We start from the raw sequence: 12,960 nt of genomic DNA, 5'->3' as shown, positions 1-12,960 counted from the left end.
GCGTGGGAGCGCCTCGGGCGGGCTCAGGGAGCGTGCTAGGCGTTGAACGAAGAGCCGCAGCCGCAGGTGCTCTTCACGTTCGGGTTCGAGAATTTGAAACCCGAGCCGTGGAGGCCTTCCACGTAATCGATCTCCGTACCGTCGAGGTACTGATAGCTCAGGGGGTCGACGTAGAGCTTGATGCCCTTGTCCTCGAAGGTCTCGTCGAGGTCGGTCGGCTTGTCCTCGAAGTAGAGATCGTAGGAGAAGCCGGCGCAACCACCGCCGATGACACGCAGACGCAGGCCCTGCCCGATGAGGTCCTCGGCCGTCGCAATCTCGACGACCTTCTCGGCCGCTTTAGGCGTGATGCTGATAGACATAGTCCTCCTCGTAGCCTCGTCCGGAGGAGCCATGGACGCCGGTTGTTGCGTCACAGAGGCCGCGCAGAGGCCGGCGGCTCCCAGACGCTCCCTAAGATAGGCAACCTCCCGCGCACTTGCCAGTGGTAGATGACGCTACGGAACAAAACGCCATGCGGCTGCTACGTCACGGCGTGATCACGATGCGGAGCGGGCTCGAGGCGCCGGACGAGCGCGAGGTGCTGCGCGCCCTCCGCGTGCCGCACGCGACGCGGATCACCGACATCGAGGAGCGCGGGGTGCAGGAGGCAATTCGGCTCGCGTACGGCCGCGCGCTCGCGATGGCCTCGTTCGAAGGGGTGTTTCGAACGGCGGAAGTCGAGGAGATCCGCGAGGACGAGGTCGTGACGTGCGGGGCGCCGCCGGGGCTTCTGCGTTCGTCCGTGCTCGCGAGGCGGTTTGCGGGCGCGCGTGAGGTCGGGTTCCTGGCGGTCACGCTCGGGGAGCGATGGGACGAGGCGCTGGATGAGCTCGCACGGCGCGGCGAGCCGGCCGAGGCGTGGTTCCTCGACGCGCTGGGGACGTTCCTCGTGGACCGTGCGTCGCGGGCCGTGGAGGCGCGGATCGCATCGGATCTCGCGCGGGCCGGGCTCGCGCGGCTTTCGCGGTATCGGCCGGGGTATGAAGGCTATCCGATCGAGGCACAAGGCGCGCTTTGCCAGTTCGTGGAGGCTTCGCGGATCGGCGTGACGGCAAACGAGGCGATGAGCCTCTGGCCCCGGAAATCCGTGACGACGGTGGTGGCGTTCGTACCGCGGGAGGACGGGGGAGCGCTGGAAAACGAGGGGGATCCGGTCGTCACCGGCTCGAAATCGAGCTAAGGAGACCGCGTGAATCGTCAGGAATTCGCGAGGCGGCTGCGCAGCGAGGTGCTGATCCTCGATGGCTCGATGGGCGCGTTCTTGCAGGCGCGCGGGCTTCCCGACGGATACGCGCCGGACCTCTGGAACGTGGAGGAGCCCGACGCGATCGTCGCCGTGCACCGCGAGTACGTGAACGCCGGCGCGGACATCCTCCTGACGAACACGTTCGGGGCCTCGCGGCTCCGGCTCGGCGAGTACGGCGCGTCGGACCGCGTGCGCGAGATCAACGCGGCGGCCGTGCAGAACGCGCGGCGCGCGATCGGGGATAAGCGCGCGCTCGTCGCGGGCGACATCGGCCCGAGCGGGACGACGCTGCAACCGGGCGGAGAGCTGCCGTTCGAAGAGGCCGTCGAGATCTTCGCGGAGCAAGCACGCGCGCTCGTGGACGCGGGCGTCGACGTGATCGCGATCGAGACGATGTTCGACCTCGTCGAGATGAAGGCGGCGCTCATCGGCGTGCGCGACGTCTCGCGGACGGTCCCCGTGATCGCGCACATGACGTACACGGTGCGCGGATTGACGGACACGGGCACGGATCCAGAGACGGCGGCGATCGTGCTCGAAGCCTGCGGCGCCGACGTGATCGGCGTGAACTGCTCGGTCGGGCCGGAGGACATGCTGGAGGTCGTGGGGCGCATGGCGCGCGCGACGTCACTGCCGCTTTCGGTGCAGCCGAACGCGGGCCTGCCGGTGATGCGGCACGGCCGCACGGTCTTCCCGCAGACGGCCGATCAGATGGCGCCGTTCGCGAAGCAGTTCGTGGATCGCGGCGCGGCGATCGTGGGCGGCTGCTGCGGCACGACGCCCGAGTACATCCGCATGATCGCCTCGGAGGTCGGGCACAAGCCGCACGCGGCGACAAGCCGCTTGCCGGGGACGTGGATCACGTCGCGGAGCCGGAGCCTCCGGATCGGGAAGGGCGCGCCGTTCGTGACGATCGGCGAGCGGATCAACCCGACGGGGCGGAAGGTGTTCTCGCAGGCGATCCGCGAGGGCCGGACGGACCTCATCGTGCAAGACGCGCGGGCGCAGGCCGAGGGCGGAGCGATGGCGCTCGACGTGAACGTCGGCGTGCCGCTCGTGGACGAGGCGGCGATGCTGGAGAAGGCCGTGCTCGCCGTGCAGAACGTGACGGATCTGCCGCTCGTCGTGGACTCGGCGAACGTGCACGCGCTCGAGCGTGGTATCCGGGCGTTCCCGGGCCGGCCGCTCGTGAACAGCGTCGATCCGGTGCGCGAGAAGGCGGACTTCTTACTTCCGATCATCAAGCGTTATGGCTGCGCCGTGATCGGTATGTGCGCCGAGAGCGAGATCCCCGAGCGCGCGATCGATCGCGTGCGCAACGCCGAGAAGATCCTGCGGATGTGCGAGGAGCACGGGATCCCCAAGGAGTGGGTGGTCTTCGACTGCATCTCGATCCCGGTGAGCGCGGCACCCGCGTCCGCGGCGCAGACGATCGAGACGATCCGCATCATCACGACCGAGCTCGGATGCGCGACGACGCTGGGGTTGTCCAACGTCTCGTTCGGCATCCCGCTGCGGAAGACCGTGCACAACACGTTCCTCGCGCAGGCGATCGCGGCGGGGCTCGACAGCGCGATCTGCAACGCGGTCGATCCTCTGCTCAAGGAGACCGTGGCCGCGGCGAGCCTGTTCGCAGGAAGGGACGCGGGCTGCCGGCGCTACATCGACATGGCCGTGCCGCTCGAAGCGCAGAGGAAGCGTGATCAGGCGATGCTCGACGCGGCGAAGGCGGGTCAGCTCCTCAACGTGGCGACGCCGGGCGGCGACGAGCCGAAGGGCGAAGCGGGCGCGGGCAAGGCGAAGGGGACACGCGACCTTCTCTGGGACGCGGTCGTCGAGGGCGACAAGGACGGCGTGCCCGGGCTCGTGAAGCGCGGGCTCGCGGAGGGCCTGGATCCCTTCGACATCTTCCTGAACGTGCTCACGCCGGCGATCCGGCACCTCGGTGATCTGTTCGGCACGGGCAAGAAGTTCATCCCGCACCTCATCGCCAGCGCCGACGCGATGAAGGCCGGCGTCGCCGTGCTGATGCCGCTGCTCGAAGCGTCGGGCAACGTCGAGAAGAAGGGCACGGTCATCCTCGCCACGGTGAAGGGCGACATCCACGACATCGGCAAGAACATCGTGGGGCTGATGCTCCGGAACTTCGGCTTCGACGTGCACGATCTCGGCCGCAACGTGCCGCTCGAGGACATCCTCGCCGCCGCGCGCGAGCACAAGGCGCAGATCATCGGCCTGTCCGCGCTGATGACGACGACGATGATGCGCATGAAGGACGTCATCGACGCCGTGCGAGGCCAGGGGCTGCCGCACGTGGTGATGATCGGCGGCGCCGTGACGACGCCCTCGTTCGCCGAGGAGATCCGCGCCGATGGATACGGCAAGGACGTAGGCGACGTGGTCGCGATCGCCGAACGGATGCTCGCGACGCACAAGGAGCGGTTCCCGCGGGATGCGTCGGACAAGCCCGCCACGCAGGAGCCGCGCTCGCCCGCGCCGTAACGCATTGCGCTCGGCAGACGAGCACGTCTCCTCCCTTTCCCGCGCCCCCTTCCCCCTCCCCCTCACGGGCAGAGTCAGAATACGCTCGTCTCGATGGCGCACCTCGAGACGACCACGCTCTGGGAAAGCACGCTCGCGCCCCGCGAGGCCGACGACGCCGCGAGTCCACGCGGGACCTTGCGCGACGCGCTGATGCGCATCCGCGGGCGCGCCACGGCCATCGCGAACGAGATGGTCGCGGCGCGCACCGACGAGCCGAGCCTCGCGGACCTTTTGCACACCGACGATCTGTGGATCAGCGCGGACACGGTGGCGGGGCCGAATTTCCCGCTCACGCCACCCGAGGCGTTCGTGCTCGCATCGTCGCTCGTGGTGCACGATCTCGCGCTCGCGCTGGCGACGATGCACGAAGGCACGGACGCGCTGAAGGGCGAGCGCACATGGCTCGACGCGGTCGTGGGCATGCTGGTGCGCAAGCTCGGGCGCGCGCCGACGACAGCGGAGCTCGAGCAGCCGCCGGCCGACATCGAGCAAGAGGCGATCGCGGAGACGTTGCGCACGCTCTACGCGCGGCACGCCGAGCGGCTCGCGCTCGCGCCGTACGGGGACGCGCGCGGGCAGGAGCACCACCTGGTCGAGCCGGCAGAGCTCAGGCACGCGTACGGGTCGACGATCGGGCGTATCGCGCGGAGCCACCTGTGGCTCGCGACGGAGCTGCCGGAGCACTTCCACGAAACGATCGCGCCGCTGCCCGGGATGCCCTCGAGCTGGACGGTGGACGCGTTCAAGCTCGCGTGCCTTCTGCGCATCGCGGACGTGTCGCGGATCGATTTTTCACGCGCGCCGCACTTCTGGCGCGCGGCGCGCAGGCCCGCGGGGGCGCGGCGGGAGCACTGGGTTCTGCAGGAGAAACTGCGCGAGCCGTACGTCGCGAACAGCCGGTTGATCTTCCTCGCGGATAGTCCCTTCACCGTGGAGGAAGCGCCCGCGTTCTGGCTCGGGATGGACACGCTGGTCGCGGTGGATCGCGAGCTCCGGATCGTGGACACGCTGCTCGCGGAGGCAGGTCGTCCGAGGCTCGTGGCGCGGGGCGTGGCGGGCGTGGAGGATCCGAGCCGGCTCGCGGATTTCCTTCCCGTCGAAGGATGGACGCCGGTGGACACGCGGGTGCACGTGACGGACATCCCGTCGCTCGTGGAGCGGCTCGGCGCGACGCGGCTCGACGAGAGCGACGCGTCGATACCGCTGCGCGAGCTCGTGCAAAACGCGGCGAGCGCGGTGCGCGCGCGGCGCATGCTGGAGGAGTGGCCGAGCGACTGGGGCACGATCACGGTACGGCTCGGCGAGGACGAGGAAGGGCACTGGCTCGAGATCGAGGACACGGGTACGGGGATGTCCGCGGCGGCGCTCTCGGCGCCGCTGCGCGACACGGCGAGCGAGTACTGGTCGTCGCTGCTCCTGCGCCGTGATCCGCCGGGGCTTCTGGCGAAGGGTTTCCGCCGCGGAGGCGGCGGGCTCGGGCCGTTCGCCGTGTTCCTTTGGGGTCAAAGGGCCCGGATCACGACACGCACGTCGGAGCGGGGGCGCAAGGAGACGAGCGTGCTCGAGCTCTACGCGGGCGGGACGACGCGCCCGATCTTGCGCGCAGCCGGCGAAGGCGAGGTGATGAGCGACGCGGGGACGCGCGTGCGGGTGTGGCTGCGCGCGCCGCCGGACGCGCCGGACGGGATCTTCTATCGGCGCGGGCACGACCGCTGCTGGACGCTGGAGGAGCTCTGCGCGTGGCTGTGCCCGGCGCTCGACGTGCACCTCGACATGGAGGACGCGCACGGCAAGCGCACGCGCGTGGTGCCCGCGTCGGACTGGATGACGATCGACGGCTACGAGCTGCTCGGTCGGACATGGAGCCCGGAGCCCGAGCCGTTCGAGAGGCTCTGGCCACGCGAGATCCCGGAGATGGCGCAGAACCTGCGACCGCTCGCGACCTCGTCGGGCGACATGGTGGGCCGCGCGTGCATCCACCCGACCTACGCGGGCGTGGTGGCCGTGGGCGGGCTGCGCGCGTGTTCGATGCGCGGGATCTCGGGCGTGCTCGTGGGTCGGCCCGGGGCGACACGGCAGGCGACGGTGGTGCCGGTGGTGGAGCGGCAGGAGCTCGCGCGGTGGGCGTCGGAGCAAGCCGCGCTCTTGCCGGCGCTCGTGAAGGAGCCGGCGGAGCAGATGGCGTGCGCGCAGGTCGTGCGTGCATGCGGCGGTCGGCTCGGGGCGCTGCCGATCGCGGAGGGCGCCACGGGATGGCTGTCGGAGCAAGCGATCGCAGCGTGGGACGCGGTGCCGGACGAGGTGCTGCTCGTGCGGGATCACCAGAGCGGGCGCGGTCCGTGGTGGCGCTCGAAGATCAAGCTCGCGCCGAACGTGCTCGTGGTGCGGATGCACCTGCCGGCGATCCTCGAAGACACGCGTGATCCGACGCTGTGGCCAAGCGAGGAAGCGCCGAGGAGCGAGCCATGGCGCGCGGTGTTGCAGACGCTGGCAGGCGCGGTGCTAGAGGCGCTGGCGCGCGCGTGGGGCGTGCCGCTCGACGAGGTGGTGCGAGCGACGGGGCCGTCGCGGGAGACACGGGTGATCGGGGTGGCGGATGGGCGGACGGTGGAGAGTTTTGTGGATGTGGTGAAGCGGCCGGGTTGAGAGGGGGTTCCACAGGCATCCGACCTCACCCACCCCAACCCTCCCTCTCCACTGTGTGGAGAGGGAGGGTTGGGGGGTGAGGTCAAAGCTCCTGCATGGGAGCAAAGAGTCTCCTCGCGTTGCGGGGCGTGTGTTGCACGCGCGCAAATGGATCCATCACCCGTCGCCGAATGCGCTTGCACACGCGCAAGCAGGTCCGCGCCATCTGCTCGGAGTGGCTTGCACCCGCGCAAGGCGCATCGCGCACATGGCGCGGGGGCGCTCGCACCGGCGCGAGCGAGGAGATTGGGTGTGCGGGCTCGCGCTTGCGTCGGTGCAAGCGGAGGGATCCACGGTCGTTGGTTGCGCTCGCCCGGGTGCAAGGAGCTCCGTGCACGTGGATCGAGGCGAGTTGCACGCGCGCAAGGACAGTCACGGCACGCGGTGGGGAGCTTTTGCGTCGATCGAGGTGCGGCCGGGATGCCGCCTAGTCGGCAGCGTGCTTGCCGAGCCCCTCCGGCGCGCCCGCGCGGCGCGGGGCGAGCGCGAGCACGAGCAGCGTCGCGACGTAGGGCAAGGTCTGGATCAGGTCGCCGATGGCCGTCTTGCGCACGTCACCCTGAAGCATGATCTGCAAGGCTTCGAGCACGCCGAACGCGAGGCACGCGAGCGCTGCACGGCCCGCGCGCCATCCCGAGACGACGACGGCCGCGAGCGCGATGAAGCCACGCCCCGCGGACATGCCGGACTCGAAACGTTGCTGGTCGTACGCGAGGTGCGCGCCGCCGAGCGCGCAGATCGCGCCGGAGACGGCGAGCGCGGCCAGGCGGACGCGCGTGACGGAGATGCCGACGCTCGCGACCGCGACAGGGTTTTCCCCCGCAGCGCGAACACGCAGGCCGAAGCGGGTGCGTTGCAGGACGAAGGGGGTCGCGGCGACGGCCGCGAGCGCGCAGAAGAAGACGGGATCGGCGAGGACGCGCAGGAGCATCGCGCCGCCCGTGGCGCCCGTGGGGCCGAAGCGGAACGCCTCGATGCCGGGGGAGTTCGAGGCGCTGTCGTAAAGAGCGCGCAGGCCCATGCGCGTCGCGGCGAGCGCGAGCAGGTTCAAGGCGATGCCGCTGATGACGGCGTGCACGCGGGCGCGCTCGGTGAGCTGGCCGTGGCCGAGCGAAAGCGCGACGCCCGCGCCGATCGCCGCGACGAGGCCGAGCGTGGGGCTGTTCGTCGCGTGCGTGACGGCGACCGCGGTGAACGCGCCCGTGAGCAGGATGCCTTCGAGGCCGATCTGGATGACGCCCGCGCGCTCGGCCCACACGCCGCCGATCGCCGCGCACGCGTAAGGCACGGCGATGCGGATCGACTCGGCGAGCATGGTGAGGGAGAAGATCGAGCTCACGAGCGGACCTCCTCGGAGGCAGGCGTGGCGGCGGGTTTGTCGCGGGGAGGTTCAGGCTCGGGATCGGCGGTCTGCACGACGCCCGTGCGCTTGGTCGCGACACGGCTCGCCACGGCGACGAGGACGATGAGCGTGGCTTCGAGGACGTCCATCGCCTCCTTCGGGACACGCGCGTTCACCGCGAGGCCGGCTTGCTCCAGCGTGCCGAGGAAAATCGCGGCGAGCACGATGCCGATCGCCTTGCCGCGTCCGAGCATCGCAACCGCGATGCCGCTCCACCCCGCGCCCGCGCCGAGGCCAAGCTCGTAGTAGCCCTTGTACCCGAGCGCGGTGGAGGAGACGGCGAGCGCGGCGAGCGCGCCGGAGAGGAGCATCGCGAAGAGCATGCGCCGCTCGACGTCGATGCCCTCGGCGCGGCAAGCCTCGGGGCGAAGGCCGACCCAGCGGATCTCGCGGCCAGGCCGGGTGCGGTCGAGCAGCGACATCGCGACGAAGACGGTCACGACGGCGAACGGGAACGCAAAACTCGCGGCGCTGCCCGCGAACGAGGGAACGACACGATCGAGGCGCGGGAGCGCAGCGCCGGGCGCGATGTCCGCGGTGCGGAGCGACGTGGAGCCAAGCACCGTGGAGAACGTCCACGGGAGGATCGCGTCCACGATGCGGTTCACCATGATCGCCGTGATGATCTCGTGCACGCCGCGACGCGCGCGCAGGATCGCCGGGACGAACGCGACGAGGGCGCCAACCGCGGCGGCCGAGGCGAGCACGATCGGCAGGGCGATCGGCATGGGCAGCGAGGCGGGCAGCTTCGCGGCGACGAGCGCGCCCACGAGGCTCGCGAGCGCGAGTTGTCCCTCGGCGCCGATGTTGAAGAGGCCTGCGCGGAGCGCGACCTCGAACGCGAGGCCCGTGAAGAGCAGCGGCGTGGCCTTGAAGAGGACCTGCCCGAAACCGTAGGGCGTTCCCCACGTGCCCTCGAACGCGAGGCGCAGCGCCGAGGCCGGCGCCTCTCCGAACGCGAACGCGATCAGGTTGAAGAGCAGGATGCCGCCCGCGATCGCGAGGACGATCGGGAGCAGGGCGCGGGCGCGTTTGTCGTTCACGCGTCCTCCATGCCGAGCATGGCCCGGCCGATGACGTCGTCCGAGGTCGTGGGCGGGAGCTCGGCCACGATGCGGCCGCGGTGGAGGACGAGGATGCGATGCGAGAGGCGCCGGAGCTCGCCGAGGTCCGCGCTCACGACGAGCACGGCGAGGCCTTTTTCCGCGGCCTTGACGATCGCGCCGTGGATCGTCGACGCCGCGCCGACGTCGACGCCGCGGGTCGGTTGTCCGAGGACGACGAGCGCGCGCTCGGGGCTCGCCTCGATGCGATCGAGCGCGCGCCCCACCACGACCTTCTGCTGGTTGCCGCCGGAGAGCTCCCCCGCGCGCCGCGCCGGTTCGGGCGGATTCACGCCGAACCGCTCGATCCGCCGCGAGATCAACGCAGCTTCCGCGCCCGGTCCGTCGATCTCGCCGAGCTCGCCGAGCACGAGGTTGTCGCCCACGGACGCGTCGAGCATGAGCCCGTCCGCGTGGCGATCCTCGTGGACCACGGCGATCGCGCGGCGCCGTTTGCGAAGATCCTCCGTGGATCGAACGGCGGGCAGGCGCGCCCCGCCGAGGACGATCGAGCCGGCCACGCCGGGTTCGAGCCCCGCCACGGCGCGCACGAGCTCGCGCTGCCCGTTGCCCTCGATGCCCGCGATCCCCACGATCTCGCCCTTCTTCACGGTGAGGCTGAGGCCGTCGAGCACACGTTTGCCCCCGGCGTCGACGAGCACGAGGTCTTCGATCGAGAGCGCGATCTTCGCATCGTCCGCGAGCGCGGGCGGGCTCGCCTCGGGCGGCGGCTCTCCGCCCATGATCGCTCGCGTGAGCTGGTCCTCCAGCCGCTTCGGATCGCTGCGCTCCTCCGCGGCGATCGGCCGCGAGAGCACGGTCCTGCCGCGCCGCATGATCGTCACGTGGCCGGCGAAGCGGATGACCTCGTCCATGCGGTGCGTGACCACGGCGATCGTCGCGCCGCCTTCTGCGAGCGCGCCGAGTGTCGTGTAGAGCTCCTCCGCTTCGAGCGGCGAGAGCACCGCGGTCGGCTCGTCGAGCAGGATCGCGCGGGCGCCGCGGTAGAGCACGCGCAGGATCTCCAGCCGCTGCCGCTCGCCTACCGCGAGATCCGAGGTGCGCGCGTCGAGGTTCACCCGGAGCCCCGTCTTTTCCATGAGCGCCTCGGCCTCACGCCGCGCCTTCGCGAGATCGAGTCGGCCAAACGAGCGCGTGGGCTCGTTCCCGAGGACGAGGTTCTCCAGCGCCGTGAACGCGGAGACGAGCATGAAGTGCTGGTGCACCATTCCAATGGCGCCCGCACCGCCCTCGATCCGCACCGTGCCGGCCACGCGCGGGGCGACCCCCACCGCCGCCTTGAGCAGCGTCGACTTGCCCGCCCCGTTTTCCCCGAGGATCGCGTGGATCACGCCGGGTTCGAGGGTGATCGTGGCCGATCGGATGGACCAGCAATCACCGTAACGAACGGCGATGTCCTCGATCTTCATCACAGGGCCACGCATCGCGCCCCGAGGATACCGCGGGCCACGCGCGCCGGGATCAACGCGATGGCCTTTTTCGCGCCGTGCGATCTCGGCCCCTTCGACTATCGTCCGCGGCGTGCGACCTCGGTTTTCCCTCGTCGTGACGCTCTTCCTCGTCTCCGGTTCGACCGGGCTCCTCTACGAGGTCGCGTTCGGCAAGCTGCTCGGCTACGTCTTCGGCGCGACCGCGTACGCCGTGAGCACGGTGCTCGCCGCGTTCATGGGAGGCATGGCGCTCGGCGCGCACCTCGGCGGCAAGCGCGCCGCGCGCATCGCCCGCCCGCTCGTGGCCTACGGGGTGCTGGAGATCATCGTCGGCCTCGTCGTCGCCGCCTCGCCCGCCGCGCTCGAAGCCCTGACCGCGGCGTACGTCCACGTCGCGCAAAAGGCCCCGGGTTCGCTCGCGATCCTCACGGCGGCGCGCGGCGCGCTGACGGCGCTCGTGGTCATCGTTCCGACGGTGGCGATGGGCGCGACGCTGCCGATCCTGTCGCGCGTGGTCGCCGGCGAGGTCGGCGAGCACAGCCGGCGCAGGCTGTCGCTGCTGTACGCCATCAACACGGCCGGTGGCGCGATCGGCGCGCTGACGAGCGCGTACCTCGTCCTGCCCGCGCTCGGCGTGCGCGGGACGATCTGGGCCGCGGCCCTGGCGAACGTGACGATCGGCGTGACCGCGATCGTCGCGGGCAGACGCGCGCCCGCGGAGACCCCGGCGCGTTCCATCTTGAATGCGAAGGAGACGAACGAGCCGGACGATGCGGGCCGGAAAGCCACGGCGCCCGCCGCGCAGGATCACGGTCCTTACCGCGAGGAAATGGCGCTCGCGTTCGCGTTCGCCTCGGGGTTCATCGTGTTCGCGGCCGAGGTCGTCGAGACGCACCTGCTCGCGCTGCTCATCGGCAACAGCGCGTACGCGTTCGGCCTGATGCTCGCCGTCTTCCTCGTGTGCCTGGCCATCGGCGCGGCGCGCTCCCCTGCCCTCGCCGAGAAACGCGGCGATCGCGCGCTCGCGCTCGGCCTCGGCGCCGCCGCGATCTCGCTCGCGGTCACGATGCCGCTCTGGGCCGAGCTCCCGCGCCTCTTCCTCTTCGCGGGCAAGCACGTGCACTCCTGGGCCGGCCGCGAGCTCGTGCGTGCTCTCGCCGCGCTCCTGATCCTTGCGGTCCCAACGGTCTTCCTGGGCACGACGTTTCCGCTCCTCCTCCACCGCGTCGCCTCGATGCCCGACGTCGGCGCGCGGGTCGGACGGCTGACCGTGGTGAACACGGTCGGCACGATCTTCGGCTCGATCATCACGGGTTACTTCATCCTCCCGGCGCTCGGGTCGCAGGGCACGCTCCTCGGCGTGGTCGCGGCGCTCGCGATCGCCTCGGTGCTCGCGTCACGCGTGGCGGCCGGGGACAAGGGCTCGGCGGTGTCGCGTTTCGCGCTGCCCGCGGCCGCGATCGTCGTCGCGCTCGTACTCCCGCGCTGGGACATGGCGCGCATGACGAACGGCGCGAACGTCTACTTCTCCGCGGGCCCGCCGCCCGATCGTATCGAGATGGTGCGCGAGGACGTGCACGGCGGCGTGACCACGGTGGCGCGGCGCGCCGAGGTGCTCACGCTCTACACGAACGGCAAATTCCAGGGCGACAACGGCCCCGAGATGGCCGCGCAGCGCAGGTTCGCGCACTTCCCCTCGATGTTCCTCCGCGGAAGCGAAAAGCGCGTGCTCGTCATCGGCCTCGGCACGGGCACGACGCTCGGCACGATCGCCACCTATCCGTGGGAGCGCATCGAGGTCGCCGAGATCTCGCCCGCGATCGTGGACGCGTCGCGGAAATATTTCTCGGGCCCGGCGCGAAACTCGCTCGACGATCCGCGCACGGTGCTCTCGCTCGAGGACGGTCGAAACCACCTGCTCGTCTCGCCGGGCGGATACGACCTCGTCACGATGGAGCTCACGAGCGTGTGGTTCGCGGGCGCCGCGAGCCTCTACAGCCGCGAATTCTACGAGCTCGTACGAGCGCGCCTCGCCGAGGGCGGCATCCTCCAGCAGTGGGTGCAGCTCCACCACATCCGCAGGCGCGAGCTCGCCGCCATCGTGCGCACGCTGCGCGTCGTCTTCCCGCACGTCGCGCTCTTCGTCGGCGGATCGCAGGGCATCCTTGTGGCGAGCGCGCGGCCCCTCGTCGCCTCGCGCGCCGAGCTCGATCGCCTCGCCACCGTGCCCGCAATCCGCGAGACGCTCGGCGCCGGCACGCTCCCGGGCCTGCTCGACGAGCTCGTGGCGTCGGGCGAGGAGCTCGATCGGTTCGTCGCGGAGACGCCCGGGGAGCCGATCGTCTCCACCGACGACAACCTCTTCCTCGAATACGCGACGCCCAAGGGCAACGTGCTCGATTACTGGCAGTCGCTCCGCGAGACGCTCGCGATGCTCGATCGGTACCGCACGCCGAACCCCGCCGCGCGGCACCTCGGACCGTAGCC

8 protein-coding genes are annotated in these 12,960 nt (G+C 70.7%); 4 read left to right on the top strand and 4 right to left on the bottom strand.

The genetic code is table 11. From position 1 onward, the window contains the following. Window positions 1-35: 35 nt before the first annotated feature. On the bottom strand, window positions 36-362 hold the full coding sequence (gene erpA, locus KEG57_RS22255; RefSeq protein WP_272421053.1) for an iron-sulfur cluster insertion protein ErpA: 327 nt from the start codon (window positions 360-362) through the stop codon (window positions 36-38). A gap of 152 nt (window positions 363-514) precedes the next feature. Here erpA and KEG57_RS22250 point away from each other — a divergent pair, with 152 nt between their 5' ends. The 3 genes from KEG57_RS22250 (at window position 515) to KEG57_RS22240 (ending at window position 6,478) form a co-directional block, all read left to right on the top strand. Continuing rightward, on the top strand, window positions 515-1,222 hold the full coding sequence (locus tag KEG57_RS22250; protein ID WP_272421052.1) for a hypothetical protein: 708 nt from the start codon (window positions 515-517) through the stop codon (window positions 1,220-1,222). A 9-nt stretch (window positions 1,223-1,231) separates the two neighbouring features. Continuing rightward, entirely contained in the window at window positions 1,232-3,790 is a 2,559-nt protein-coding gene (locus tag KEG57_RS22245; protein WP_272458786.1) for a homocysteine S-methyltransferase family protein, read from the top strand. 93 nt (window positions 3,791-3,883) lie between these two features. Further along, the gene (locus KEG57_RS22240; protein ID WP_272421050.1) at window positions 3,884-6,478 is read left to right on the top strand and encodes an HD domain-containing protein; all 2,595 of its coding nucleotides are present in this window, start codon (window positions 3,884-3,886) and stop codon (window positions 6,476-6,478) included. A 466-nt stretch (window positions 6,479-6,944) separates the two neighbouring features. Here the strand turns inward: KEG57_RS22240 and KEG57_RS22235 are convergent, their stop codons facing one another. From KEG57_RS22235 to KEG57_RS22225, 3 genes are read right to left on the bottom strand one after another with little or no spacing between them, the layout of a single operon-like run. Then, window positions 6,945-7,856 carry an ABC transporter permease gene (locus KEG57_RS22235; protein WP_272458785.1) on the bottom strand — a complete coding sequence of 304 codons (912 nt, stop codon included), beginning with the start codon at window positions 7,854-7,856 and terminating at the stop codon, window positions 6,945-6,947. Next, the gene (locus KEG57_RS22230; RefSeq protein WP_272421048.1) at window positions 7,853-8,962 is read right to left on the bottom strand and encodes an ABC transporter permease; all 1,110 of its coding nucleotides are present in this window, start codon (window positions 8,960-8,962) and stop codon (window positions 7,853-7,855) included. Before KEG57_RS22230 ends, KEG57_RS22235 begins: the two co-directional genes overlap by 4 nt. Continuing rightward, window positions 8,959-10,467, bottom strand: a complete 1,509-nt coding sequence (locus tag KEG57_RS22225; RefSeq protein WP_272421047.1) for an ABC transporter ATP-binding protein — start codon at window positions 10,465-10,467, stop codon at window positions 8,959-8,961. The genes KEG57_RS22230 and KEG57_RS22225 overlap by 4 nt, the downstream gene beginning before the upstream one ends. A 97-nt stretch (window positions 10,468-10,564) precedes the next feature. Between KEG57_RS22225 and KEG57_RS22220 the strand changes: the two genes are divergently transcribed. Further along, entirely contained in the window at window positions 10,565-12,958 is a 2,394-nt protein-coding gene (locus tag KEG57_RS22220) for a fused MFS/spermidine synthase (protein ID WP_272421046.1), read from the top strand. The last annotated feature ends 2 nt before the right edge of the window (window positions 12,959-12,960 follow it).

The sequence above is a fragment of the Polyangium jinanense genome, assembly GCF_028435365.1.
This window is presented reverse-complemented; position numbering and strand designations above follow the sequence as displayed.

Coding starts and splice junctions, on each gene's coding strand:
- erpA (WP_272421053.1), bottom strand. CDS start 362: ATGTCTATCAGCATCACGCCTAAAGCGGCCGAGAAGGTCGTCGAGATT.
- KEG57_RS22250 (WP_272421052.1), top strand. CDS start 515: ATGCGGCTGCTACGTCACGGCGTGATCACGATGCGGAGCGGGCTCGAG.
- KEG57_RS22240 (WP_272421050.1), top strand. CDS start 3,884: ATGGCGCACCTCGAGACGACCACGCTCTGGGAAAGCACGCTCGCGCCC.
- KEG57_RS22225 (WP_272421047.1), bottom strand. CDS start 10,467: ATGCGTGGCCCTGTGATGAAGATCGAGGACATCGCCGTTCGTTACGGT.